Origin of the sequence: Alteromonas sp. ASW11-130, assembly GCF_026183735.1 — a bacterium.
Taxonomy (GTDB): domain Bacteria; phylum Pseudomonadota; class Gammaproteobacteria; order Enterobacterales; family Alteromonadaceae; genus Alteromonas.
The window spans coordinates 26,014-51,819 of record NZ_JAPFRE010000004.1 but is presented as its reverse complement, the minus strand read 5'-3'; the positions used below and the strand labels follow the sequence as shown (position 1 = coordinate 51,819).

24 protein-coding genes are annotated in these 25,806 nt (G+C 42.4%); 1 reads left to right on the top strand and 23 read right to left on the bottom strand.

All coding sequences use genetic code 11. From position 1 onward, the window contains the following. Positions 1-5 precede the first annotated feature (5 nt). The 19 genes from fliR to OPS28_RS00810 all read right to left on the bottom strand — a co-directional run bounded on the left by fliR (position 6) and on the right by OPS28_RS00810 (position 19,400). The gene (gene fliR / locus OPS28_RS00900; RefSeq protein ID WP_265607522.1) at positions 6-788 is read right to left on the bottom strand and encodes a flagellar biosynthetic protein FliR; all 783 of its coding nucleotides are present in this window, start codon (positions 786-788) and stop codon (positions 6-8) included. Between the two features lie 16 nt (positions 789-804). Continuing rightward, positions 805-1,074: a flagellar biosynthesis protein FliQ gene (gene fliQ, locus OPS28_RS00895; protein WP_169210179.1), complete on the bottom strand. Its 270-nt coding sequence runs from the start codon at positions 1,072-1,074 to the stop codon at positions 805-807. 9 nt (positions 1,075-1,083) lie between these two features. Then, the gene (gene fliP, locus OPS28_RS00890; RefSeq protein WP_265607521.1) at positions 1,084-1,848 is read right to left on the bottom strand and encodes a flagellar type III secretion system pore protein FliP; all 765 of its coding nucleotides are present in this window, start codon (positions 1,846-1,848) and stop codon (positions 1,084-1,086) included. Then, a complete protein-coding gene (fliO, locus tag OPS28_RS00885) occupies positions 1,841-2,254 on the bottom strand; it encodes a flagellar biosynthetic protein FliO (RefSeq protein WP_265607540.1) in 414 nt (137 codons plus the stop codon). Before fliO ends, fliP begins: the two co-directional genes overlap by 8 nt. A gap of 28 nt (positions 2,255-2,282) precedes the next feature. Beyond that, positions 2,283-2,690 carry a flagellar motor switch protein FliN gene (gene fliN / locus OPS28_RS00880; RefSeq protein ID WP_265607520.1) on the bottom strand — a complete coding sequence of 136 codons (408 nt, stop codon included), beginning with the start codon at positions 2,688-2,690 and terminating at the stop codon, positions 2,283-2,285. Between the two features lie 28 nt (positions 2,691-2,718). Next, entirely contained in the window at positions 2,719-3,780 is a 1,062-nt protein-coding gene (fliM, locus tag OPS28_RS00875; RefSeq protein ID WP_265607519.1) for a flagellar motor switch protein FliM, read from the bottom strand. A 12-nt stretch (positions 3,781-3,792) separates the two neighbouring features. Further along, positions 3,793-4,314: a flagellar basal body-associated protein FliL gene (fliL, locus tag OPS28_RS00870; protein WP_265607518.1), complete on the bottom strand. Its 522-nt coding sequence runs from the start codon at positions 4,312-4,314 to the stop codon at positions 3,793-3,795. Positions 4,315-4,394: 80 nt separating this feature from the next. Further along, positions 4,395-6,173: a flagellar hook-length control protein FliK gene (locus OPS28_RS00865; protein ID WP_265607517.1), complete on the bottom strand. Its 1,779-nt coding sequence runs from the start codon at positions 6,171-6,173 to the stop codon at positions 4,395-4,397. A gap of 488 nt (positions 6,174-6,661) precedes the next feature. After that, positions 6,662-7,105 (bottom strand): flagellar export protein FliJ, encoded by a 444-nt coding sequence (gene fliJ, locus OPS28_RS00860; RefSeq protein WP_265607516.1) that lies wholly within the window; start codon positions 7,103-7,105, stop codon positions 6,662-6,664. 14 nt (positions 7,106-7,119) lie between these two features. Then, positions 7,120-8,457 carry a flagellar protein export ATPase FliI gene (gene fliI / locus OPS28_RS00855; RefSeq protein WP_332017545.1) on the bottom strand — a complete coding sequence of 446 codons (1,338 nt, stop codon included), beginning with the start codon at positions 8,455-8,457 and terminating at the stop codon, positions 7,120-7,122. Next, positions 8,450-9,238 (bottom strand): flagellar assembly protein FliH, encoded by a 789-nt coding sequence (gene fliH, locus OPS28_RS00850; protein ID WP_265607515.1) that lies wholly within the window; start codon positions 9,236-9,238, stop codon positions 8,450-8,452. Before fliH ends, fliI begins: the two co-directional genes overlap by 8 nt. A gap of 17 nt (positions 9,239-9,255) precedes the next feature. Next, positions 9,256-10,299 (bottom strand): flagellar motor switch protein FliG, encoded by a 1,044-nt coding sequence (fliG, locus tag OPS28_RS00845; protein ID WP_265607514.1) that lies wholly within the window; start codon positions 10,297-10,299, stop codon positions 9,256-9,258. Positions 10,300-10,308: 9 nt separating this feature from the next. Then, positions 10,309-12,009, bottom strand: coding sequence for a flagellar basal-body MS-ring/collar protein FliF (fliF, locus tag OPS28_RS00840; protein WP_265607513.1), 1,701 nt, complete (start codon positions 12,007-12,009; stop codon positions 10,309-10,311). Positions 12,010-12,031: 22 nt separating this feature from the next. Continuing rightward, positions 12,032-12,355: a flagellar hook-basal body complex protein FliE gene (gene fliE / locus OPS28_RS00835; RefSeq protein ID WP_265607512.1), complete on the bottom strand. Its 324-nt coding sequence runs from the start codon at positions 12,353-12,355 to the stop codon at positions 12,032-12,034. A gap of 240 nt (positions 12,356-12,595) precedes the next feature. Further along, positions 12,596-13,945 (bottom strand): sigma-54-dependent transcriptional regulator, encoded by a 1,350-nt coding sequence (locus OPS28_RS00830; protein WP_265607510.1) that lies wholly within the window; start codon positions 13,943-13,945, stop codon positions 12,596-12,598. Then, complete coding sequence (locus tag OPS28_RS00825; RefSeq protein WP_265607509.1) at positions 13,942-15,096, bottom strand: sensor histidine kinase; 1,155 nt, start codon at positions 15,094-15,096, stop codon at positions 13,942-13,944. Before OPS28_RS00825 ends, OPS28_RS00830 begins: the two co-directional genes overlap by 4 nt. A 116-nt stretch (positions 15,097-15,212) precedes the next feature. Continuing rightward, a complete protein-coding gene (locus OPS28_RS00820) occupies positions 15,213-16,691 on the bottom strand; it encodes a sigma-54 dependent transcriptional regulator (RefSeq protein WP_265607508.1) in 1,479 nt (492 codons plus the stop codon). A gap of 240 nt (positions 16,692-16,931) precedes the next feature. Further along, positions 16,932-17,732: a flagellin N-terminal helical domain-containing protein gene (locus OPS28_RS00815; RefSeq protein ID WP_265607507.1), complete on the bottom strand. Its 801-nt coding sequence runs from the start codon at positions 17,730-17,732 to the stop codon at positions 16,932-16,934. Between the two features lie 750 nt (positions 17,733-18,482). After that, positions 18,483-19,400, bottom strand: a complete 918-nt coding sequence (locus tag OPS28_RS00810; protein ID WP_265607506.1) for a class I SAM-dependent methyltransferase — start codon at positions 19,398-19,400, stop codon at positions 18,483-18,485. Between the two features lie 796 nt (positions 19,401-20,196). Here OPS28_RS00810 and OPS28_RS00805 point away from each other — a divergent pair. Then, positions 20,197-21,168, top strand: coding sequence for a glycosyltransferase family protein (locus tag OPS28_RS00805; RefSeq protein ID WP_265607505.1), 972 nt, complete (start codon positions 20,197-20,199; stop codon positions 21,166-21,168). Positions 21,169-21,197: 29 nt separating this feature from the next. On the opposite strand, the gene OPS28_RS00800 is transcribed toward OPS28_RS00805, so the two are convergent. The 4 genes from OPS28_RS00800 to OPS28_RS00785 all read right to left on the bottom strand — a co-directional run bounded on the left by OPS28_RS00800 (position 21,198) and on the right by OPS28_RS00785 (position 25,359). Beyond that, positions 21,198-22,268 (bottom strand): TDP-N-acetylfucosamine:lipid II N-acetylfucosaminyltransferase, encoded by a 1,071-nt coding sequence (locus tag OPS28_RS00800; protein ID WP_265607504.1) that lies wholly within the window; start codon positions 22,266-22,268, stop codon positions 21,198-21,200. Positions 22,269-22,847: 579 nt separating this feature from the next. Continuing rightward, positions 22,848-23,606 carry a TauD/TfdA family dioxygenase gene (locus tag OPS28_RS00795; protein WP_265607503.1) on the bottom strand — a complete coding sequence of 253 codons (759 nt, stop codon included), beginning with the start codon at positions 23,604-23,606 and terminating at the stop codon, positions 22,848-22,850. Further along, positions 23,606-24,277: a WbqC family protein gene (locus tag OPS28_RS00790; protein ID WP_265607502.1), complete on the bottom strand. Its 672-nt coding sequence runs from the start codon at positions 24,275-24,277 to the stop codon at positions 23,606-23,608. Before OPS28_RS00790 ends, OPS28_RS00795 begins: the two co-directional genes overlap by 1 nt. Further along, positions 24,274-25,359: a DegT/DnrJ/EryC1/StrS family aminotransferase gene (locus OPS28_RS00785; protein WP_265607501.1), complete on the bottom strand. Its 1,086-nt coding sequence runs from the start codon at positions 25,357-25,359 to the stop codon at positions 24,274-24,276. The genes OPS28_RS00790 and OPS28_RS00785 overlap by 4 nt, the downstream gene beginning before the upstream one ends. Between the last annotated feature and the right edge of the window lie 447 nt (positions 25,360-25,806).

Genomic DNA, 25,806 nt, shown 5'->3' with positions numbered 1-25,806 from the left:
TCCTTTTAAGTCGGGCATACAGCAAGCAATTCACACATGAATTGCAACGCCCGTTCCCATAATTCGTTAAAGTGCATGGTGAAGTTCGACAAGGTGATCCAGATAATGGTCAATCCCATCATCTGCGCGATAGAAAAACCGATGCTGAAAATATTCAGTTGCGGTGCGGCTTTGGTCATAATACCGAAAGCCAGATTAACAATAAGTAGTGAAACAATAGGCGCGAGTGACAACGTTACTGAAGCAATAAACATCCAACTCCCCCAATGGACAATGTCGAGCAACTGTTGCCCTGTCCACCATGAGCCTACTATCGGGAAGGCTTCAAAGCTGATAACAACCATCTCAATCATTGCCAGATGGCCGTCGAGGGTCCAAAACAGCAAGGTGGCTAAAATAAGATAAAACTGACCCACTGCTGGCACATTGATCCCGTTTACCGGATCGACAATAGAAGCGAACCCCAGGCCGGTTTGCATGGCGATAATCTGACCGGCTAGAACAAATGTATTCAATACCATCATCGAAACAAAACCGATTCCAATTCCTATTAAAATTTCTTTTGCAATGATGATGAAGGTACTTACGCTAACCAGATTTTCTATCGGCACAGGGGGGACGACCGGCATAATAATGAATGCGATTAATATGGTTAGTAAGCCGCGAACTGTCGGAGAAATTGACTTGGCACTCATGCCTATCATGGTGGCAAACATACCGCTGATGCGCATGAAAGGAAGCGTCATATCTGCTAAAAACTGGTTAATTACTGCTAATTCATAGACCATGACGCTTAACTCTTCACTAACCGACTACTTGCGGTATCTGATCAACCATATGGAAAGTAAAGTCCATTAGCTGTTGTACTAACCAGTTTCCGCCCCAACTTAGCGCCAGTAGAGTAACCAGCAAGCGTGGCAAAAAGCTCATGGTTTGTTCATTAATAGACGTAGCCGCTTGGAAGACAGCGACAATTAAGCCCACGATCAAACTAGGCACAATCACCGCTGAAACCAACATAATCACCATAAACATGGCTTCTCGAAGAATTTGTACAAAGACCTCTGGTGACATAGTCGCCTCCTATACACCCATACCAAAGCTGGTTGCCAGGGTGCCGAAAATCAGGTTCCAGCCATCGACCAGAACGAATAACATGAGTTTAAAAGGCAGTGAAACAATCATAGGTGATAACATCATCATCCCCATTGCCATCAATATAGATGCGACCACTAAGTCAATAATCAGAAAGGGGATGAATAGCATAAAGCCAATTTGAAAGGCTGTTTTCAGTTCACTGGTGACAAATGCTGGGATAAGGATGGTTAAGGGTACATCAGCAGGTTCTTCATATTTATCTTCATCACCAGCAATGCGTACAAAAGTTTCCAAGTCCCTGACACGAGTTTGCGAAAGCATAAAAGCCCGCATAGGCCCTTTAGCTTGCTCGAATGCCTCTTTAGATGTCATTACCTCATCCAAATATGGCTGTAATGCGCGTTCATTAATTTCCTCAAATACAGGTGACATTATAAATAATGACAAGAACAGGCTTACACCAATTAAGATTTGATTTGAAGGTGACTGTTGCAGGCCTATCGCCTGCCGCAAAATTGACAATACCACGATTATGCGCGTGAAAGAGGTCATCATCATGATAAACGCAGGAATCAAACTGAGCGCGGTCATAATGAACACCGCTTGCAGCGTCATCGAATAATCCTGAGTACCATCGGGATTAGTGGTAACGGTTACCGCAGAAATACCTTGTTGTGCCGATACTGAATCTGCAAAGAACAACAAACAACTGAAAAGTCCAAAGCCGAACCAGAAACGCACATTAGCCATGATGCTTTTCCTCTTTCAACGAGGTGTTTAATTTACCGGCCATGGCGCTGACCAGTTTCTGCTTAAATAACGCGCCCGGGTTATCAGCCGGCTGCTGACTCTGAATACTGTTTTCTAACTTGCTCAGATGCGAAATTGATTGTGAGGTGATGCCAACAAGATGTTGTTCATCGCCCACTTCTATTACCATGATACGTTCTTTTGCTCCCGCCATCATACTAGCGACCACTTTTAACTGACCATTGCTGGAATGAGTGACATTAAACCGTCGCATCACATACGCCAGCGCAAAAATAATTGCGACGACCAATAAAAGTGATAGAAAAATTGACAGTACCGAAGTGGGATTGGTAATGGATTGCGTGCTTTGCGCAACAGCTGTTGAAGAAAAACCAAGAGGCAGCAATACGCAACCTCTTGATAGGAAATGATTTTTACCGGAGCTTTTTGATTCTTTCGATTTGACTAATGACATCTGTTAACCGAATCCCGAATTTGTCGTTGACTACTACTACTTCTCCATGAGCAATCAACGTGCCATTAACTAATACATCTAATGGCTCACCGGCGACCCGATCTAATTCCACAACTGACCCCTGGTTCAGTTGCAATAAATTTCGAATACTAATTTGACTACGCCCGACTTCCATCGAAATAGTAACGGGAATATCTAAGATGGTATCCAGTTTCTTTTTTTCTTCCTGGGTAATCGGCGCATCTTCTTTAAGTTCATCCAGTTCGGCTACCTGAACATTATCGCCTTCACCTTCCTGCTCATCTTCAGATTCCGCCTGTTCAGCCATCGCGGCTGCCCAGTCGTCCATGCCATCTTCTTCACTCATAGGAGTACCTCATTCATATGTCTCGTGCTCAGAGATCTTCTTCCAGCACCTGCAACTCAGCGTCATTATCAATAACACGACCCCCACGAGTTAAAAGCTGAAGTTCAGATTTAACCGAAGTAGGTCTTGGGATTTTATCCGTAATTTTTAGCGCAAGATTATCACGTGAGCGACCCAACTTAGCGCGGAAAGTAGGTAAATCCTCGATTAATACGGTGATATATTCGGGCATTTCAACTGGAATAATATCACCCGGTTTAAATTCCATTATTTGTTTCAGCGATACGTCTGTATCCAGCATGTGAGTGGTTAACGCCACTTCCACATCCATAATTTCATCCCGAAGCGCTTTACTCCACCGTAGATCGGTGTCTTCTTTATCGCTTTGAACACCTGCATCTAACAATTCCCTGATAGGTTCAAGCATTGAATAGGGCAACGACACGTGAAAGTCGCCCCCCCCGCCATCTAGCTCAATATGGAACGAGCTGATTACCACCACTTCGGTAGGGCTGACAATATTCGCCATGGCGGGGTTTACTTCAGAGTCTAAATATTCAAATGATACGTCCATTACAGGGGCCCATGCTTCTTTATAATCCTCAAAGATTATCTTCAGTAGCATTTGGATAATACGCCGTTCCGTCGGGGTAAATTCACGTCCTTCAATTTTGGCATGATAACGCCCGTCGCCCCCAAAAAAATTATCTACCAGAATAAACACTAAACGTGCTTCCATGGTGATCAGACCGGTTCCTTTGAGTGGACGAAAACGTACCATGTTAAGACTGGTCGGTACAAACAGCGTATGTATGTACTCACCAAACTTAATCATTTGGATACCATTAATTGACACTTCAGCTGAGCGCCGCATCATATTAAACAGGCTGACTCGCATATGTCGGGCAAAACGTTCATTAACGATTTCCAGCGTAGGCATGCGGCCACGCACAATCCTATCCTGTGATGAGAAGTCGTATTCAAGCGCAGACGCATCACCGCCTTCGCCTTCGCTAACGTCCTCTTCTTCAACGTCATCAACGCCGTGTAATAGGGCGTCGATCTCGTCTTGGGATAATAAATCGCTCACTTAATACCCTTTTTACTGCATTACGAAACCGGTAAACAACACCTGTTCAACCACATTCGTGCCTGATATATCGTTCATTACTCGCTGAACTTCGCTCAACGCATCTTCGCGCAGCGTAATCTTTCCAGCTTCAGTGACCAAATCATCAGCGCTGCTATTGCTAAATACCTGAAGAAGTGTTCCCTCGATTAATGGAATATGAGACTTCGCTACTTCTTCATTGTCTGAACCTCTAACCATTAGTTGCACTTTGATTTGCACTAAACGGTCGCGGCCACTGCCTGGTACATTAAAAACAAACGGTCTGGGCATGGCCACATAAAGCGCGGTGCCGATATTGGCTTTTGGTGCTGCCGGTTGACCGTTCTGCAGTTGTGCCATATCAGGTTGTTCCTGCACTGGCGCATCCGAACCTGCGAACAAGAAAAAATAAGCTGCTCCGCCACCTAAAATAACCACCACAGCAATGATGATAATTATCATCTTTTTGCTCTTGCCACCGCTTTCTTCAATTTGTAATTCTTCTTCCGCCATGCTTTTTACTCATTAAATTTCATAGGGCGTATTATCAAGTTTCACCAGTAAATGGCAATCATTGAATCGAGAAAGTTTTATTAAGCATAGTCGTCAATACCGTTCGTGTCGCGCTTTCGTACGTTCATTTCCACGGCCGATGACTGCTCTTCATCTTCAGATGACTCACCCCGGTGCCCGCTACCGCCATGCTCCCCTTCTGCATTTTCTTGCTGAGAACCCTGCTGCTGGACAAATGATTCACCTAATGTAATACCCTGCTCAGCCAACATATCGCGCAATCTATTCTCTGCCTCCGTTAACGTATCTTTTGCGTGTTGCGACTGCACTACAAAGTTTACGTTGGCAGTGTCACCAGAAATATTTACCCGAACCTGCATGCTTCCTAACTCAGGGGGATCTAGACGTATTTCTGCCAAACTACTTCTACTGTTAATCATCCAGCGAATTTTTTCACTTAGCTGTTGCTGACCTTCTGCGCGTTGTAAATTGACTGGTTTATCGAATCCATCGGCCGCTTGCTGTGCTTTAGACATTTCGCTGCGAATTTGGCTGTTTTCTCGAAGCGAGGTATCGATAGACGCTATTGTCTGTCTGTCAGTATCCTGGACCATGGTTTGTTGGGCGGTTTGCATGGCATTGTTTAGTAACGTAAACTGGCCTTCCAGCTGTTGCTTCACCGAATTATCAAACTGGATATTAGCTTCACTCAGCGCACCGGCAATCATATCTTGTAAGCTAATACCAGGTTCACGTCCTTGCGCTAATTGAGCGTTCATTTCGTTAAGGCCGGCGATAACGGCATTTTTAACAGTTTGCTGCTGTTGCTCAGACGCATTGGGAGGTAGCAGCTTTAATACTCTATCAGCTATAGCCTCTACGGTTTCACCCTGACCTTTATCAGAAAGCTTTTGCATGTTCTGTAAAAGCTTTTCTGCATTCTGCGACAAGGTCATCTTCTCATAAGACAGATCATTGGTTTTGGGTGATGTATTAGCCGCATTATTTTTTTCTGACTGCATTAGCGAAATCAATAATTTAGCGGTTTCTTCCAAATCGGCCGCGGATTTAACCCCATCCTGAGGTGCTAAAACAGCTTTAGGATCGTCAGCGGTTTCGGGTTGAGAAGACTGCAAGGCCAACATAGCTGCGGCTAGCGATGTTAATTTAGGCGACTCCGTATTATTCCCTGCGTCCACTGCTTTGGTAACCATCTCATTTAAGCTTTGCGATATATTATTTAACAGTGACGGTAAAGTGACGGGGTTTTCAGCTTCCGTATCCCTCGCATTCAACTGTTGTTGAATAACTGAAAGAATAGACATTTCGTCATTTGAAATAGCGCTATCTTCTCCTAAAGTCGCTAATAAAGCTTCGATCTTTGCTGCCAGTTCGTCAGAGAGAATAATATCATCGCCCGACACTGTATCAGCGACATTTGCTAATGCCGCTTTATCCGGGTTGTCATTATATTCTTTCACCGATTCAACCAACTCAAGCCAATTGGTATCATTGTTTTCATCTTCTAATTCGTTCTTTTTAGGCTTAGCATTCACCTGCTCAGCGTTAGGCGGGGTAATTGATTTAGTTTCGACTTTTTTATGCGAGTCGATAGTTGCTTTGGAGACTTCGGGTCGTTCAGAAACAATTTGATCCGTTTTTGAAGCACGTGGTTTTTGTTCCGGAGCCTTCCAGATAGGTGTTACTTCGCCTTTTTTATCTTTTTCAGCATTCCGGTTAGCCGACTGTTCAAGTGCCTGCCTGAAGTGATCATTGTTATTGACCCGTTGCGAAGACTGCACTTCCAGGTCAATCGGCAAAGCGGCAATTTGTGAACCTTTAGTGGCAACTTGTTGCATAATATTTCCTTTCACACCTCTTGATTACCTTTTAAAACAAAGGTTAATCAACTAAAAATGACGATACCTCCATATGAATGGCAAGATTTGTTCCACATGGCTAAAGTGTTAATAAAGAACAATTCTTTAAGATAGATTTTTAGAGCAGAAAATGGCTAGAATTCATTGTGTTATAAAGCACGACAAGCGTTCCCCTGTGGCGTTCTATGAACACAGGAAACGTAGGTATCGTATTATTCCATAGGGAACGCTGCTGAAAAAGCATCTTATTGCTCGGTGTTTTCCTGCGCTAGTGTTAACCCCAGCTTATGCATTTAGAAGCACAAAAAAATCTCCTTCCTACAAGATTCCCATCCTTCTTTACGGAAACCCCGTTGAAATTTTAAAAACGAATTTGCCCTGTAATTTAGCTGGTTTCTATATCAATACCTACACGATAAAACGCATAGTCTTACACGAACACGTTAGCTCACTTAAGATTTGGAACCTCAGTACTTTTCCCGCTGCGCACGGTAAAACTTCTGCGCAGCGTATTCATCCATGGTGTTTTGCTGTTTACGCATTTCTTTTCTTTCGGCAACTATACGTTGGTTCTCAATCACCATTTCCACTGCTTTACGGCGTTTTTGTTGTTCTACCCACTGTTTTTTTCGATCGTCTGCTACCAAAGAAGCTCTAGATATAACACCAAGTTGTTGTTCGCATGCTTTATCAAGCTTACCGATAAATGAAAGGTGCTGGTGATACTTTTGAGCGGTTACGCCACCTTTGCCATTATTTTGGATTTGACGTAAATATTCCATTCGGTACTGTTGGAGATTCTGCAGTTTTTGTTTTTGCGCATTGACATTCTGCTGGGCAAGCTGAAATGCTTGAGCGGCTTTTTGCTCTCTTTCTTCTTCAATTTGCACAACGAGTTTAAGTTGACTCATAGATTACTCGTCACTTACTGAGATTGTCCCAGTCCTTTAGCAAGTGCCATCATCCCCTGTAAACACTCATCATAAGAAATAACTTCTTTATGACCTTGTTGTAAAAACGTATTGATTACCGGTTCTGCCTGAATAGCTAAATCAATGCGGGGATCGGAGCCTTTTGCATACGCGCCGATCGCAATTAAATCTTTGTTCTGTTTATACGTTGAATAAACCTGTCTAATCCTTCTTGCCAGCAGTAGATGCTCATCACTGACAACCATTGGCATTACACGGCTGATTGAAGCTTCAATATCAATGGCCGGGTAATGTCCGCTATCAGCCAGTGCCCGAGACAGTACAATATGCCCATCAAGAATGGCTCTGGCGGCGTCGGCAATGGGATCCTGTAAATCGTCACCTTCAGTTAATACGGTGTAGAAGGCCGTAATCGATCCTTGATGTTCGCCTCCGTTACCTGCCCGCTCCACTAATGCAGGTAGCTTTGCAAAAACCGATGGTGGATACCCCTTGGTCGCGGGCGGTTCGCCCACAGCCAGCGCAATTTCGCGCTGCGCCATAGCATAACGAGTAAGCGAATCGATAAGTAACAATACGTTCAAACCCTGATCACGAAAATACTCCGCAATTGTAACGGCGGTTTCGCATCCTTTTAGCCGCATTAACGGTGACGTATCCGCTGGCGCAGCGACCACCACAGCTCGCTTACGTTCTTCATCACCCAGTATTTCGTGAATAAACTCTTTTACTTCGCGTCCCCGTTCTCCCACCAAGCCTACAACGACTACGTCGGCTTTACTGCCTCGGGTCATCATACCTAACAATACGCTTTTCCCCACACCACTTCCCGCGAACAGGCCCATCCGCTGGCCCATGCCGACAGTGTTTAATGCATTGATTGAACGCACACCGACATCCATTGGGTTTTCAATAGGACGGCGATTAAGCGGATTCATCGCTGGTTTAATAGTGGGTACGCGAGCTTCAGCTTCTATTGGACCTAATCCATCCATTGGTTGTCCGTTGCCATCTACCACTCTGCCTAGCAAGCCCATTCCCACAGCAAGCCCGCTTTCTCGATTTAACGGCGCAACCCGAGAGCCAGGTACGATTCCCCTCACGGGCTCGGTGGGCATTAGATAGGTAATATCGTCGCCAAAGCCGACGACTTCAGCTTCTATTTCGCCATCGACTGTTTGCACTTTACATTGACTACCTACTGGTAGCTGACAGCCGATCGCTTCCAGAGTTAAACCAATACCTCGGACTAGCTTCCCCGCCGCCACAATCGGAGGGTGAGGCACCTGTTTCGACAGCGCAGAAAAATAGTCAGCCAGGTTTTCACTCACTATTGATACCCTGCTCGAACATGAACTTTTCAATAACATCACGCACCCGACGATCGATTGACACATCTACGGCATTTTGCGTGGTGATGATTTCACAACCGCCGGGTTGCATTGAAGGTGATTCAACTAGCTGCCAGTTTTTGCTGGTAATTTCTTCGTCAGAATAGTGGGACTTAACACGAGCAATATCATCGGGATGCATCTGTAATTGGTATTGCTTTTCGTTAATCGGCAGCGCTTTCAAACCTTCTGAAAGCGCTTGAAAAATAACGTCGTCGTTGGTTTTAATTTCGGTGCGTATAACTGAACGTGCCAAGGTCAGGGCCAGGTTTACCAGTTGTTTACGGACGTCTTCGTTTACCTGCCCTAGCGGTGAATTTAGCTGTTCAATTAACTGTTGCCAAGCATTAGCTTGAGCGTCAATTTGTTGTTTACCACTTTCCAGTCCCTCATTTTCACCCGCTGCGAAACCTTCATCATAACCTTGTTTTTGACCAGCCTCTAAGCCTTCAGATTTGCCTTCATCGAACCCGATTTGCTTTCCTTCCTGATGACCCTCATCGTAGGCAGCCTGCCTGATAGCTTCGATTTCCTCGGCAGTGGGTGGTTTAATTTCTTCTTCTTCAACTTCCTCGGGTGGCTCATACTTCCAGTCGGATCTTCGGTTTAACGCATTGGTGCGTTTCTCTTCCTCTTCGGTTTTAGTACTTTCTACGAAAGGTAAGTCCCATTTCTTTACTGCGTCAGAAGATTGCGTGGCGAACGGATTAGGTTTTGGCATAAGTTAAGCGTGTTCCTTTATAAGAACTCTTCTCCTCCGCCGCCACCAAGCATGATTTCGCCTGAGTCTGCCAAGCGACGGGCGACAGAAAGAATCTCTTTCTGGGCTGTTTCCACTTCGGAAATACGTACTGGGCCCATGGCTTCAAGGTCATCAACGAGCATTTCAGCCGCACGTTTGGACATATTCTTCGTGATTTTATTTTTAAGCTCTTCATCTGCCCCTTTAATAGCTTTAAGCAGGGCATCTTGTTGCACCTCACGAAGAATGGCTTGTATTCCACGGTCATCTACATCCACTAAATTATCGAATACAAACATCAAATCTTGGATTTGCTGACTCATTTCTTCGTCTTGCTCGCGAATAGCATCCATTAACTGCCCTTCGATAGCAGTATCCAAATAGTTCATAATATCAGCAGCTGATTTTAAGCCGCCCATCTTGGCTGCTTGTGTACCGGCTTGGCCAGCAAATTGTTTTTCCATAATTTCGTTTAACTCTTGTAAGGCTGCTGGCTGAACCTCTTCCAGGTTCGCGATACGCATTAATAAATCAAGACGCACTTTTTCGGGAAACTGAGCCAAAATCTCGGCACTTTGCTCTGGTTCTAGATAGGATAGAACAATCGTTTGGATCTGCGGGTGTTCGTTGCGAATAATGCTGGCGACTTGTTTTGAATCCATCCATTTGAGTGAATCAAGACCTTTCGCCCCTGTTCCCATCATGATTTGATCAATCAGGTTAGCCGCTTTATCTTCACCCAATGCTGCGGTCAGCGCACGTTTTACAAAGTCCTGGCTTTGGAAGCCGATGGTACTATAATTTTGAATCTCTTCGATAAAATGCTTGTGAACAGCGGTGATTTTGGCTTGTGTCATATCATCGACTTTAGCCATTTCTGAACCAAGTTTTTGAACTTGTTTTGGTTCAAGGTGTTTCAGTATCTGTGCAGCATCTTCTTCTGAAAGACTAAGCAGCAAAATAGCGGCTTTTTCCAGTCCTTCTAATTTACTGACATCATAACCTTGCGGTTCTTGCTGAGAAGCTAATTCTTCTGCCACGTTATTCTCCTACTCGTCCTGCAATAACCAGCCTTTCACAACCTGAGCTGATAGCTCAGGTTCATTGGCTACTAGTGCCCGAACGGCTTTGAGTACATCTTCATCTTTATGCAAATCTGGTAACATGAGAGAGCCGTCAGCAGCAAATCCTACCTGACCTTCGTCAAACTCTTGCGTCAACATACTGATGGTATCATCGCCCAGGTCAAGACGTTCATCAGCATCAAAGTCTTCCGAACTTTTAACTGATTCAGGGTTTATTAGTCTTCTAAGCATTGGACGAATAACCGCGAGGATCAGCACGATGATTACCAGCCCTCCCATTACCAGTTTAATTATAGGTAATAAGTTGGGGTCTTCCCAGAAAGGTATTTTTTCAACTTCACCGGTTTCAAGACGCGTAAAGGGTACGCTGACCACTTCCAGTGAGTCCCCACGAGCGACATCGAAACCAATTCCTCCCTGAAGTAACCGTCGAATTTTGATCACTTCTTCTTGCGGACGTGGTTCACTGGTCACTGTGCCATCTTCAGTAGTTGTGCGAACATGATCTACCGCAACTGAAACACTTAATCGACGGATAATGCCAGTCTGTTTTTTGGTATGACTGATCGTGGTATCCAGTTCATAGTTACGAGTAGACTCTTTGCTGTTTCGGCCGGAAGCGACGTATTGATTTGCGCTTTGCCCCGTGACATCTTCAGGAATTTGAGAAGCTGCAGGTGGTTGATTGCTCAGTGCTCCTGGAATCCCGACGGCCCCTCCTCCCGTACTGTTTTGCTCAACCGTCATTTCGCTTCTGACTGCTGGAAGGTCGGGGTTATAGGTACGTTGTGTTTGCTCCATGGCGGTAAAATCCATGGTGACATCAGCTTGTGCGGTGTAATTACCGATACCAAGGACTGGTATAAGAATAGCGTCAATTTTTTCTAAGTATTCAGCTTCACGCTTACGTTCGATTTCATATTCTTTACGGGCTCTGGCACTCATTGAGTCTTGCGAACCTGAGTTAAGCAAACGTCCATTACTGTCAGTAACGGTAACCTTGCTTGGCTCCATCCCTTGTACAGCGGACGCTACAATATCGACCACAGCATCCACTTCTTCGCCCGTGATCACTGAACCGCGTTTAGCAGTTAACACCACAGTAGCACTGGCTTTTTTCTCTCGACGAGAAAACACATTTTCTTTTGGCATGGCAAGTAAGACGCGCACTTTTTGTATACTATCCATATCCTGAATAGTGGAGGCGATTTGCTGTTCGCGGGCGTGTTTTAAACGCTCCATTTCCAGCCGCTGGCTTACCCCAAAGCCCATGTCCTGCATAATAATATCAGTGCCAGTGTCATTGGAACGAACCAGACCTTGGCGAGCCATACCCAAACGAATATCCTGGTATTCGTCGTTGCGCACCAAGATCAAATTGCCTTCAAGTTTGTAATCGATTTGGTTGGCATCCATGTAGTCGAGGGTTTCAATTAACTCCTCTGTTTCCATCTTTGCCATAGGGCGGTAGTCAGGCTCTTGTGCCCAAATCAAAATGAATACGGCAATAGCTACGCAGATTACCAACACCACCACCAGCGCGATTTGTCGCATCATATCTGCGCTGCCAAGAGTGTCCATGAAACCGGACTTGTTCTCCGGTTCGTTATTACCCCCGCCCGTTTCGTCGGGGACGGCGAGGTTGGTGCCAGTTGCTTCAGCCATCTTATTACTACCTTAAATTATTTTAAACTGGCATGTTAGAAATGGTTTTGTAAGCATCGAGCAACTTGTTGCGTACTTGCAAGGTCGCTTCAAAAGCGATGCTCGACTTTTCTTTCGCTATCATCACTTCTGCCAAACTCAACGATGGGTCACCCATTTCGAAGCGCTTTTGCATATTTCGTGATTGCATCTGCGCATCGTTAACGCCCTCGAGCGCATTTTTTAACATAGCGCCAAATTCACTTTCGGGCTGCTTAACAATATTGGGGGCTTCATGTACGGGAAGTTGTGCCTGAGAAATCATTGCCTGCATTTCTTGATACAAACTGTTTGCTTTAATGTCCATGACCACTCCTGAAGATTTAACTGTCACTGCTGTGACTGCCGTTTGGCGAAATTACGGTAGTTAGTACAAGTTCAGCAATTACCAGGCCAAGATTAAAATTAATTTCCACCCAAAACGTTTAAATTAAGCCAAAAAAATGACGGCGTGTGCAGTATTTATCCAAAACAAAAAAAGAGCCGCGATTAGCGCGGCGAATGGGGAATAGTAGGTTTTCCGACATCCATTGTCTTTAAGCCCTAGTTAGGCGGGTACATCAATACCTTCTTCTCGCATACGCGCTAGCTTGTAGCGAAGCGTTCGCGGGCTGATACCAAGCTTTTCAGCCACATCCTTACGTTTACCATTACATAACTCCAGAGTATCAAGAATAATCTGATGCTCCTGGTGACGAAGTTCGTTACCTAAGCGGCTGGCATCGTCGTCAATCGGATTAAGATTGTCTGGAGTGTGGCTGGCTAAAGATGCCGCCATTTCCAGCATTAGATGTGAAGAGTCGATAGTATCGCTTTCACAAAGTATCAATGCCCTTTGGATAACGTTTTCCAACTCTCTGACATTTCCGGGCCAGGTATATTGCATTAGTTTATTTCTTGCCGCGGCGCTCAGTTTGATTTTTCCGCCCCCCTGATTTTGCGTATGTCGTTGTATCAAGTGTTCGGCCAGCGGCACAATGTCACCTGGCCTTCCACTCAGGTGCTTCCATACGATAGGAAATACATTTAAGCGGTAGTACAAATCTTCTCTGAATTCACCGGCAGCGACTGCCTGGCGCAAGTCGCGGTTACTGGTGGCAATAACTCTGACATCGAGTTTAACCGTCTTACGTGCACCGAGGCGCTCAACCTCTTTTTCTTGTAACACGCGTAAAAGCTTAGCTTGCAACGATAAATCCATTTCGGTAATTTCATCGAGTAACAAGGTGCCATTTTGGGCTTGTTCAAATTTACCCGGACACGCTTGAACCGCACCTGTAAATGCACCTTTTTCGTATCCGAACAAAGTGGCTTCCAGCATATTTTCGGGGATAGCGGCACAGTTAATGGCAACAAACGGGGCCTCACTGCGGGGTGATTGGTCGTGAATATAGCGCGATAGCACTTCTTTACCTGAGCCACTTGGACCCAGCACCATTACTGTTGCTTCAGACTTAGCGACCTTGCGTGATAAGCTCAATAATTCTAAGCTGGTTGGATCGGCAGCGACAGGTGTACGGGATTCTATTTTTTCAGCAGGAGCATAGCGGCTAACCAAATTAATGAGCACTTCTGGCGCGAATGGCTTTGATAAATAGTCTGTTGCTCCATCGCGCATGGCTTGGACTGCATCATCGATAGTTGCATAAGCGGTCATCAATAAAACCGGCATTTGCGGAAATTTTGCTTTAATATTTTTTAGTAACTTCAGTCCGTTCATTCCACCCATTTGGATATCACTGACCACTAAATCAATGGGCTGACTACTCAATTCAATCATGGCTTGTTCAGCACTTTCCGCACAAACCAAGTTATACCCCGCTAATTGCAGTGTATCCATTAATGCTTCACGTAAACCGGCATCGTCCTCGACGATTAGGACAGTACTATAACTCATACTTGTTCTCCTGTAAGACGGTTGAATTGCGCTTGTTCAATGTATGCGAAAGGCAGCGACACAGTGAAACGTGCTCCACCGGATTCTGTATTTTCAACTGATAACTGACCTTTATGAGCGGTGGTTACTGATTTCACAACGGCTAATCCCAACCCGGTACCATGACTCTTGGTGGTAAAGAAGGGTTCAAAAATTCGGTTAAAAAGCGACTTAGGGACCCCCTTCCCTTCATCTTCGATACAAATATTCAGCATTGTTTTGTCAATGTTTGCATAGACTTTGATACGGCTTTGTTTGGGTGATACCTGGCTGGCATTTTCAATCAAATTTAACAATGCTCCTTGCAGCGCTGTCAGGTTTCCCGTTATCTGAATGCGTTGTTCAAAACCTGCGAAACGTAAATCTTGAGATGCTGTATCAGTGATAGTCGTTGCGGTTGGCTGTATGGCCTGCATCAAGTCTGATAGTAAAATCGGTGCAACAACTTGCTCTTCCCCAGATTTAGCGAAAAGCAGCATATCGTTTACCTGACTTTCCAATTCTTTTAAACGCGCATTTAGCTTCAACGCAAACTGTATACGTGATTCTTCAGGTAAACCTTTGCGCGTTAAATTAGAGGCATAAAGCATTGCCGCAGAAAGTGGCGTTCTTATCTGATGGGCTAAAGACGCTACCATTTTTCCTAACGCACTCAACCTTTGCATATGACTGACACGAGATTGCAGTTGACGGGTTTCCGTTAGATCGGTGATAACAATAAGCTGTCCGGGTTCGTCTACCAACGGCGTAATTGAAAGTTTCACGCGTTTACCGTCAATAAGTGATACTTCATGACCATCGTCAGGTTGAGGTTTAAACGAACGGCTAATAATAGTGCGCCAAAGTTCCCCTTCTAGAGGTTCCCCCAGCAAAGACACTGCTTGACTATTAACTTGTCTAACAATACCTTTCCCGTCCAGTACGACCACGCCAGCGGGTAAGACCTGCAACAAGTGGGACAAACGATTCGCCTGTTGACGGAGTGCCTCAACCTCTTCCACAGCAGAAAGTTCGTCTGCGTGTTCAGTTGCATCATCAACCGAATAAAAGCGTTGGGTGAGCGAATGCTGCTCATGTAGTGGGGTGCCGAAAAAACTGCTTTCGTATGCCATGCCATCCTCGTCAAATTGCAGACGCAAAATGCGTCAGGATGTATATAGCAGGAGCTATGCCATTATTTATATGTTAATAATTAGGTAGTTACGAATTTTGAATGATGGATAAACTGTCAATTATCTGACGAAAGATGCTCTTCACGGCTTATTTCATATTTGCGCATTTTTTCCACCAACGTAGTTCTACGCATACCGAGTTTGTCGGCCGCTCTAGCGACGACCCAATCTTGTTGGTCTAAAGCTTGTTTTATCAGATTGATTTCGAGGTCGGAAAGGTATTCTTTTAAATTGACCCCATCCTCTGGTAAACCGGTGGGTTCAGGCAGAACAGTTCCAGCGGATTGCGTATCGTCGTCTGAATACTCGCCATCTTCCGCATGGGCCGCTTCTGCGAATAGTGCATTAAATGCGTCTCTCTCAAGTAACTCTTCAGGGTAATCAGGTTGATAAGGCTCCACATCGCCATACTGATATTTTGGGGGTAAATCCTGTACGTCGACCACCTGACCTGGATAGAGGATGCTCAACCTTTCTACCAGATTAGAAAGTTCACGTACGTTACCGCTCCATGGATGTTCCATTAACGACGCAATAGCCTGTTCAGTAAAATGCACGCCTTTAACCCCATCGCCTTGAATGCGGCTGATTAACTCTTGAAGAAGCAAAGGGATATCGTCTTTTCTTTCACGCAAGGCCGGGCTATCGATAGGAAAGACATTCAGACGGTAATATAAATCCTCGCGGAAACGTTCTTCTTTTATCATCTCTTCAAGGTCGCGGTGGGTCGCCGCGATTATTCTGACATTGCACTGAATTGGAGAATTTCCCCCTACCCGCTCGAACGTTTTCTCTTGCAAAACTCTTAGTAATTTGACCTGCATTTGCAACGGCATGTCGCCTATTTCATCTAAAAACAGCGTACCTGACTCGGCTAATTCGAAGCGTCCTTTACGGGCACCGATGGCCCCCGTAAACGCGCCTTTTTCATGCCCGAATAATTCACTCTCTAACAGTTCACCCGGAATGGCCCCGCAGTTAACAGGGATAAACGGCCCGTCTTTACGATCTGACAAAAAATGAACGTTACGCGCCACCACTTCTTTGCCGGTCCCCGATTCGCCTAAAATGAGTACGGTAGCGCCAGTAGGCGCAACTTGTTCCACCAATCGCCGCACGTATTGGATTTGCTCGCTTCTTCCGACCAGACTTCTGAAAAGACGCGTTTTCGTTCCAGGTGTTTTGGTTTGAAATGGTTTACCGCGAGTGTATTCCTGACAACGATGGATCGCCTGAGTCAGTAAGGGATACGTTATAGGTAAACTAATCACGCTAACTAAGTTTTGGTGATCTGAAATTTCGCCCCCCTTATCAGTCACAGCGATAAAAGGAGTATGCGGGTATTGCTTAATTAAATTTTCAATTTTATCGGGATCAGTGCAATCTATCAAAACGGCTGGCGGCGTTTGATTGTGCAATGTTTTCTTACACTCCGCCAAACTACATTGTCGACTGGTTTCGCCAATGAAGGTAACGATAGTTTCAAAGCTTGTTAAAAGGTCGCCGTTATCACTAACGAGCAAAATATCCTTCATCAATTCCCCAACAACGCGTTTTTATTATTAACAGTTTAGCGCATCTTCATGATTGTAGCGGCAAAAGTTCCAAACACAACTGTCTTATGTGTACACCGCTGAAGATTTGAACAAATTCTCGATAATAATATAAAAGGTAGTTTTCATTACAAATAAAATAAAGATAAATCGCCCAACAAAAGTACTATTCGTAAGGCATAAAAAAAGCAGGTCGCCCTGCTTTTCTGCTTAAGCTCTATCTTAACTTAACAAAGCCAGAACCTGACCTTGTTGCTGATTAGCTTGGGCCTGAACGGAGAGTGCAGCCTGACCACGTATATCATTTGATGCAGCTTCAGCTGCAACTTGTGCATAGTCAGTATCCTGAATGCGGCTACGTGCTTCTGCGGCATTCACATCTGCTCTACCCAAATTACGCGCAGTGCCTTCCAACATATTTTGCGTTGCACCTAATTCTGCACGGTAATCGTTCAAATTTTCTATAGCAGCATCAGTTGTATCTAATGCGGCAGATGCGCCAGCTTGCGTTGACACATCAATATTAAGTACATCACTCAACTGCGCAGAGATATCCTGCGAGCGCACACTAATGCTTTGCTCACTATTGGCTCCGACTTGGAAATTGTTGTCACTGTCTGAAGTTAACAATGGCTTACCAGCAAAATTAGTTTGTTCTGTGGTTTGCGTGATGTTGTCTTGCAACTGGGTGATTTCAGATTGGATAGCTTTACGGTCAGCATCATTCAATATGCCGCTACCCGATTGCATACTCAACTCGCGGATACGCTGAACATCATCATTAATGTTCGCTACACCACCTTCAGCCACCTGGGACAATGAAATGCCGTCGTAAACGTTATTGATAGCCTGCCGATTACCTTCAACCTGAGAAGTAAGGCGGTCAATGATCTGCTGGGCAGCTGCGCCATCAGCAGCACTATTTACTTTCTTGCCCGAAGCAAGCTTCTCCATCAGGTTCGTTTGCTTTTCCTGAATCTGCTGAAGCATGTTCATATTTGGGCTGGGATCGAAATTAATCATTGTACTTACTCCAATCTTAATAAAACAGAGTTTAGCAGGCACGTGATTAAGTTGCATTATCAAGATTGGTCATTCACCGAGGAATATTCAGAAAAAAAGAAAAACATCATTGAGATAGCCAATCTCAGTGTTTGTAAAAACTGAATAACAGACTGATTTTAAATGCTAATAATATTGCCACGAGGGGAGCGGATGCTAGCGAGGCGAACTAGTTAACGAAGGTATACTTTTGCATTGCGAAGAATAAATAATGATACGTTAGGAAGCTTTGCTCCTTTGAGTCAAACAGTTTTAGGCTCTTCTTTTGCGACTTTTGGCCTCCCTCCAAAAATTAATGTACTTTTTTTAGTTTTACAGCGAAAACAAAGCTAAAGTAGGAAAACTTCAAATGAAAACGAATCCCCATAAGAAGCTTGATTGTTAGAATTTTGCAGGGAATTGATCCTGATAGATTAGCCAAATTTGCGATATGTTTTATTGAAATCACCCGCATATAAGGGTCGCGACGAACATTGGATAACTGAAAATAACGAACGACCTCTTGATGGCTAGCGGAATGCCCATATTAATATCGCATCTTTTGGCACCTTTGAAGATGATGTACATATAGCACCCAATACACCTACTAATTGAATAGCTCGACCTCTCGCTTTATCAATTCGAAATATAACCTTAAAATTTGGATTTATTTTCTTACAAAAAGAATATCTTGATATAAATTTTAATGGGGACCATGATCGCCAAAAAAAACTAAAGCTTGTTAATTGCAAAGCTTTGGCATTCAGCTTGATCCATAGTTAAATAAGCAATTCTGTAATCGAAATTTGTACAAAACTCATGCACTGCTTCTATCACCCCGTATTTAAAGTTGTCAATCCAATTACCTTGTGTGTAATCATGCCCGGCTAGATAGCCTCCAGCCTTTATTTTCGTCGAATAGCTTTCAAGCTCGCACTTTGTCTGAAGATAAGCGTGCGTTGTATCAATATAAACCCAGTCTAATGATCTAGAGTGAAAAAAATCTGCAGCATCTTGTGATGGCTGCCGAATAATTTCTATAACACCGCTATCCAGTTCTTTTGAAAATCTATTTTTAACGCTTTCGTACATTTTCTCGCTATACCTATCGGTACCCCAAATATCTACTAAGTACAATTTCTTAGGACTAGCATGCCGCAAGATTGAAGCTGTGAAATCACCATTTGCTACGCCCAATTCAGCGACTACTCCATTTCTGGGAAGGCGCTTAAGTAAAGCTTCACGGTGTGGAAGCAACTGAGCTCCAGAGAGGTGTTTTTCTTCTAATTTCACGTGCGGGAGGGCTATTAGCTCTCTCTCCTTATTGGCCCTCGCAATATTATCAATGGCCCTGTCGTAGTCTTGTCCTTGTTCGCACACTTTTAAAAGATCTGAGAAAACTGCATATTTTTTAATATTCTTTTCTTCAAGTGTCGTAACAATTTCTTCCACAAATGAGCTAGCAATAACAATCAAGTCATAGCTCACGTTTACCAAATCATCTACGTGGAAAACAGGCAAGCCAATTAGGTTTCCACCAGATTTTTGTTTTTCACTATTTACAAATCCCTGTATTTTAAAGTTTAAAGCCAAGGCTGGCAGCGATTTTAATGCTGCACTTGAAGTACCATAGATAAAGATATTTTTCATATGATCAAAGTTTTATTTATAATAAATTGTCTGGTTTTTCTTAATTTGTCGGGCATGGTCGTCAATAGTGTCTCGTTGGAATTTCTGAAAACTACATAGAAATGATAAAACTCATTAGTTATTGAATTGACCTTTAGCCTAACTATAAAAAATAGACTTACGTCTGCATTAATTTAAACTCCACATCATGAAATGACCGGTTTTCAATGCTTTTGGCTTACTATAACCGATTGCTTTATATTTGACGATAGGAGCGGGTTGCATAGCTACCCCTTTGAATAGGGAATTCTACATATTTATTTAGTTTGGCTAGTTAATGAAGACGTATAGATGCGTAAGGTGGATTTATTATCCAAAAGATTTTTTCTAATATTTACTATCTTCCTGTTTTCACATGCTGATAAAATAAATCTCACGATAGGTAAGGTGAAATTTATCGATTTTTTTTACGGTATTTAACGGCCCCGATTTGTTGGTATATTCATTATGTCATTGATAAGCGGTACCTTGTTATCAACTAAGTAACAAAAATGGTGCAATTAGATCAGCTCTGGACGTAGTAGATTAAAATAATTTGACTTCTATTTTTCAAATTAGGATAGGGCTTATTGAAAATTTAGAAAAGCATCGAGTAGCAAAAATAAAAACTATTTAACAAACTTGGGGGCGCTAAAATCTTGTTATGAACGTTTATCAGAATCTTCACGTTTATCCTTCTTATCCTCGACAGTTCGAGGGGGAAATTTGTAAGTCTGAGCTTTCAGAGATGAATTCAGTACAGCTTCACAAGAAAATTTTGGCTGACGGATTTTATGCGCCTTACGTGCTTGTTCCAGTTCATGCGCATGATACCAATTTTTTTACGCTGTGGGATTATCGTAGGCTTCAACGTAAATGGGCAAAAGAACATGGACTGGCAAATCAGGCTAGTATGAATGATATTCGATTTGCTCAAATAGAAAAAATAAAACCAGATGTGATCTATGACCACTCCCCTTTTATCGACAAGAGCTTTATTACAGAAATTAGACGTCGATTTGGTAATCGTATTACATGCTTATGTTGGAACGCTTTTGCTCAAAATGGAAGCAATCCAGAAACCTACCCTGAATACGATGGCCATATATCGCTAATCAAGCCCTTTGTAAAGTATTGGAAATCAAGAAATTTGCATGCTTTAGAACTTCAACCACAGATTCCGTCGGGTTGGTCATCTCTTGCGAAAAATATGGATCGGCCTATCGATATCCTATTCTATGGTCAATATTCCAAGAGTGTATTTTTAGAAAGGGATAATATAGTTATCTATTTACTTGAGAGAAAAAGTAAGGGAAATGACAACATCAAAGTTTGCCTCGATTTTCCTGGAAACAAACTACCAGAGGAGCTGAAGACCTATCAACATCTCATCGAGCCACCAGTATTCGCGAATAAGTTGTACAACTTAATCGCTGATTCAAAAATAGTGGTAAATAGTTATGCAAAATTTGCTAAAAACTATAAAAGTAATGCGAGACTGTTCGAGTCTATTGGTCTAGGAGCTAGGTTAGTCTCAGAAAGTGGCACGTACCCTAGGCCATTTACTGATGAACTGGACTATTTCTCTTTTTCAAATACTGATGAATTAGATGAAGTTCTTAATTTTGTATTAGGGAATTGGGAACGCGAGTCAGTGAAGGCTCAAAGCACTACTCATTCTATAACCGATTATTTTAGTCAAGAACGATATTGGGAAACGTTTAAAGCATTCGCTGCTAATATTAAATAATGTGAACTACAATACCTGACATACAAAATTTACAGAGAAAGTGCTTGTTTCCATAGAGTATAAGAGCTTTGCGTATTAAATTGTTTTCGATAGGTTATCTCGTTGCGTTTAAACAACGCTAAAAACGTTTCTGAAAAATCAGGTTTGAATACATTCCCAATATGAAAACCTAAAGATGAAAAATGTTTAAAGCTCGCCCCCTCTGGATTTCCATAAATAGGAGTTCCAGAAGCCAAGGCGGCGAACCAATGCTGTCCAGCCTGTTGTCGTAAGTGTCCGAAAAAATAATAATCTATAGAAGCTAAAAGTGTTAAATACTCATCGTTGAGCAAAGCTGAGCAAAGAGCGATAACTTTTTTTTCTGGGAAAATTGATTTCGCATAGTCTATAACTTCCTTTCTATACGCATCGGTGGCCCCATATACCAGTGGAATAAGTAGAACCCCTTCGAATTTGTTCTGACCAAGCGCAGATAATATTTTATGATGTTCATTTGAGGTGGTTCCCGAATTACCTATGAGTGCGATTTTTTCATTTGATTTTAATAAAGAAAGTCTCGAGTCATTCTCTGCCATCTTATCTAGTTTCTTGCTTGCCTTTAACCAATTTTGTAAATAAACATAACGGCCAATTTTTCCTTTACGATTAAGCTGCTCTTTAATAATCCGCTCTTCTTGTGTCGTAAACGTCAGAATGTACTTGAGATTTTGGGTCGTTTTTCGCATTAACCTTAAACGTTCAACGGAAGGATTCGCTAACCCCTCGTAGATTTCTCCCCCAAAAACGACCCACGCCGAACGGCCAGCTATTTCTGGTTCAGTTGCAAAAAAATCCCAAAGGGTTACATTGAAGAGGCCATGGAAGACCAAAATTTCATAATTTTTATAAACTTTCCTCAGCCAAGGTAACATTTCGCCGTTTGTCTCAAAATAACGAGCTTTCTTATTTTTAAGAAACACTTGTTCCGGGAAGTTACCATCTCGGTCGAAATAGACATAGTCCGAAGTAAATTCTCCATATTCAGAGAATTTTTGAAACATATCGTAAACAGGTCGGTTATGATGATGAGAATGGTAAAAAATATGTAAAAGGCGTTTCACTAAGATAATAACCTGTAATCAAAATACATTTTTCCGAATTCACACAATAAATTTATTAGTTTAAGGTTTTCGTAAAGTGCAAACATCGAACTTTGAGAAAATATTTAGGTACTTTTTAGCCTATCATGTTACTCGGTTTGCAAAACAATATCAGCCTCTACATAACTACTCAATAAATAGCCATCTTGCGAATTGCTTACACGAATAGAAAGCTCACACGCTAAACATCACGTTATGTTTCGCTGCAATTACTTAGAGTCAATTATGCCTGTTATGTATAGGCGTAAAGTATCTCGTTAACTTGACGATATAAAAAGACTTCAGATCACAGAAGATCGAGATATACTGTTTGACTATGTGCTAAGAACTCAACAATGTTTCAACAGTTCAAACGTGCAAATCAGCTTCGCAAACTCTTTCATTTAAATTTAAACAGTATCTTTGCTGAGTTAAATATAGCGTATCGAAATAATAATATTTTAATAAAATCAGGTCGACATCCGGGGCTTTAGCAAGCTGTTCCAAAGCTTGGACCTCTTTGAGCTTTAGTTATTTAGGTACAAAAAACTTTTACGTTTGTTATCTTTCACTAATCGACCACATAGACTGCAAAAGAATTCGGTCACCTTTATGGTGTGCTTCAAATGCGTCACGAGCGTGTAACAGCAAGCTATCATTAAAACAGAAAGCATCACCAGTTTCGGATGGTATGCTTTCAACTGATGATGAATTTATTTGAGAATCGAGAAACCTAAAAAACGCGTTACACATATTGTCTATTGCATCAGAGCTCCTAATCACCCTATAGTAATTCCAATAAATTTTATATGTTCCATTCTTTAATCGATTTAGAATTCGCGTTTTGTGTCCTTTAAGTTCTTCGCCTTTACGAATAACGACTTCGACCTGCGTCAAGTCATTCAATAGGCCTGGTTCGTAATAATTTAGGTCATCGATTAAACGTTGAATTGGATAAATTCGCTGCTGCCCACCTGACTTTGCCTGTTTTTGCAAAAAGAAAAAATTTATTTCAGGCGGATTTGCGAACCATGCATTATCGGTGTGGAAGGGCTGAGCTGTCTTGCTATATGCATAGGTGTGCTCATTAGTAGGATCATATTTAATCTCCCACCAATCACGTTCGTTCAACTTATTACCTTCATCAAAATGCCGGCGATCTGGAGACAAAAATGATAGAGAACTTAAATAATTATACCAATCAGTACTATTATGGGCTGCACTTCCTGCTTTAAGATGTAAGACGTGGCCTTTTTGCTGTAGAGCATAAATCTCTTCCTCGAGCTCATTCACATCATAGTTTTTTAATGTCTTTATCATCACAGCTCCTCGAGGCGTTTTATTGTGGCACCTACCCCAAACTCAAATAGTAAATCCACAATCGAAAGGCATTCTCTAGGGGATAAACTCTCATGAAAGTTCTGGAGTGATAAGGTGATTCCTGCTGCTGCAAAGTCATCACTATTGTAGAGCTCTTTTCCCCCTACTGGATTTATATATTTAGATGCTCCGAAGTGATGACAAATATTAATAATTCGTTTGCTTCCAGTCGTATTATTTAAATTAAGTGATGAGGAGCTCACTACCTCTGTATCAATCTTTAAAATCGAGAGAAGTTCTTTAATACATGCCGTATTCACTTCTGCCACGTTCTTTGTAATGCTCGTGTTAACGCTACATTTATTTAAATCTTTTAAATGTCTTGTTAGTTGTGGAAATTTCGAACTATTAGGATATGCCCTTTGCAGAAGTTTAACCAATCCACCATCATTTAAATATTCGTGCTCATTTATTTTTCGGTTTTGGCTAACCTTTTGTACAGGGACAGTGAACCGGTATTCTCGCTCGTCCAAAAGGACTGAGTTTCTGTTTATAAAGCTCCTTTTCCTAAAAGAAACATTATCAAGTACAACAAAGACATCTGCGCTTTCAATAAGCTTAAAGTAACCGATATAGGGCAAGAGATAAGGTTGAAAAGCCGCAAGAATCATTGTAATGCCTTCAATACGACTTTAGCGATATCATCCACCTGTTCTAAGGTTAAGTCATAATATAAAGGTAAACATATAACTGTATCACATGCATTAGTCGCATTGGGTGTGGGGGGGGATTTTCCATAGCTATACAACGAACAGTTAAGATTTTTCGAGAAATATAACCGGAAGCCTATATTATTACGCTCTAAGGATTGAATAACAAATTTTCGCTCCTGAACAGTATTGAGAAAAATTGGCATGTAAGCTCCATTAGGCGCTGATTCATTATGCCACTGTTGTAAGCCAACTCTACCCTCAAAATGTTTCAAGTAACGATTATAGAGAGCGATACGATGGTGTTTTACTTTGTGAAAGTTCGCTAGCTGGGCAAGCCCTGCAGCGGCATGGTATTCACTCATTTTCGAGTTGATACCTACATTCTCAATTTCCCCTTTTCTGTCGATACCAAAATTAACGGCTTTTCTTGCTTCCTCGAATTCAGCGTGACCAGCTAATGCGATTGCCCCCCCTTCTACAGTATGAAAAAGCTTGGTTGCGTGAAAACTTAGAGCCGAGCAATCACCATAGGACAAAATAGATTTTCCACGTACATTTACGTCAAACGCATGCGCCGCATCATAAATAACGTGTATACCATATTGAAGAGCGATTCGTTTAATTGCATCAACGTCACAAGGGTTGCCATACACGTGTGTCGCAACAATTCCGTCGACATTCACATTTCCTTTCGATAGAAAATGTTCTAATGCGATTGGACAAATATTTTTTGTTTTGGGATCGATATCGACATAGTGCGTCTCAATTTTCATCCATTTTAACGAGGAGGAAGTAGCAACAAAACTAAATGGTGTGGTTACAACTTTTTTACAACCCAACATCCATAAACAAGTCATTAGCCCATTAGTGCAGCTTGAAACCGGTAAAAGGTGGCTATGTCCTAGAAATTTACTTAGTTCTAAACCAAGCTTTTCGCTCAGGGGACCAAAGTTTGTAAACCACCTACGTTCATGGACTTCCTGAAGGTACATAGTCAATAGCTCTATTTGCGGCACTGTTGGTACATAATAAGGAATCAAACTTAACCTCTCAATTTGTGCATGCTAGAGCAAGTTGGGCGCTTAATGATAGTGTAATCTGACTACAGTTGATACCGGTTCTATACCACAGAAAAAATAGCGCCTACAACTCTCATACCGTTTTTTGTCATAGATTCAACAATACTATAACTATTCGTCTGCAATATCGACTTGCAAAGAAAACGGAACGTAAATCGTTTTTTAATTGTGAAGCAGTGCTCCAATTCTTCGAACTTATTCTTAGATTAGATAAAACGGGTGACCCAATAAATACTGCAATTAAAGGTAAAAGAGGTCAGTTATTATAGATGAAGACGTAGTTTGCTATAAGAAAGAGAATATAGGCTATAAGCTTAAAAAATCTTCTTTGCAAAATGCTACCGACCAAAGAGAGTCTTTCTGAACTACGTGTCTATTGTTTATTGACTATAAAACCTGAAATTGCTT

What these genes read in the sequence shown, in the direction of transcription:
- fliR (WP_265607522.1), bottom strand. Translation starts at nt 788, where the DNA reads ATGGTCTATGAATTAGCAGTAATTAACCAGTTTTTAGCAGATATGACG.
- fliQ (WP_169210179.1), bottom strand. Translation starts at nt 1,074, where the DNA reads ATGTCACCAGAGGTCTTTGTACAAATTCTTCGAGAAGCCATGTTTATG.
- fliP (WP_265607521.1), bottom strand. Translation starts at nt 1,848, where the DNA reads ATGGCTAATGTGCGTTTCTGGTTCGGCTTTGGACTTTTCAGTTGTTTG.
- fliN (WP_265607520.1), bottom strand. Translation starts at nt 2,690, where the DNA reads ATGAGTGAAGAAGATGGCATGGACGACTGGGCAGCCGCGATGGCTGAA.
- fliL (WP_265607518.1), bottom strand. Translation starts at nt 4,314, where the DNA reads ATGGCGGAAGAAGAATTACAAATTGAAGAAAGCGGTGGCAAGAGCAAA.
- OPS28_RS00865 (WP_265607517.1), bottom strand. Translation starts at nt 6,173, where the DNA reads ATGCAACAAGTTGCCACTAAAGGTTCACAAATTGCCGCTTTGCCGATT.
- fliJ (WP_265607516.1), bottom strand. Translation starts at nt 7,105, where the DNA reads ATGAGTCAACTTAAACTCGTTGTGCAAATTGAAGAAGAAAGAGAGCAA.
- fliH (WP_265607515.1), bottom strand. Translation starts at nt 9,238, where the DNA reads ATGCCAAAACCTAATCCGTTCGCCACGCAATCTTCTGACGCAGTAAAG.
- fliF (WP_265607513.1), bottom strand. Translation starts at nt 12,009, where the DNA reads ATGGCTGAAGCAACTGGCACCAACCTCGCCGTCCCCGACGAAACGGGC.
- fliE (WP_265607512.1), bottom strand. Translation starts at nt 12,355, where the DNA reads ATGGACATTAAAGCAAACAGTTTGTATCAAGAAATGCAGGCAATGATT.
- OPS28_RS00830 (WP_265607510.1), bottom strand. Translation starts at nt 13,945, where the DNA reads ATGAGTTATAGTACTGTCCTAATCGTCGAGGACGATGCCGGTTTACGT.
- OPS28_RS00825 (WP_265607509.1), bottom strand. Translation starts at nt 15,096, where the DNA reads ATGGCATACGAAAGCAGTTTTTTCGGCACCCCACTACATGAGCAGCAT.
- OPS28_RS00820 (WP_265607508.1), bottom strand. Translation starts at nt 16,691, where the DNA reads ATGAAGGATATTTTGCTCGTTAGTGATAACGGCGACCTTTTAACAAGC.
- OPS28_RS00815 (WP_265607507.1), bottom strand. Translation starts at nt 17,732, where the DNA reads ATGATTAATTTCGATCCCAGCCCAAATATGAACATGCTTCAGCAGATT.
- OPS28_RS00810 (WP_265607506.1), bottom strand. Translation starts at nt 19,400, where the DNA reads ATGAAAAATATCTTTATCTATGGTACTTCAAGTGCAGCATTAAAATCG.
- OPS28_RS00795 (WP_265607503.1), bottom strand. Translation starts at nt 23,606, where the DNA reads ATGATAAAGACATTAAAAAACTATGATGTGAATGAGCTCGAGGAAGAG.
- OPS28_RS00790 (WP_265607502.1), bottom strand. Translation starts at nt 24,277, where the DNA reads ATGATTCTTGCGGCTTTTCAACCTTATCTCTTGCCCTATATCGGTTAC.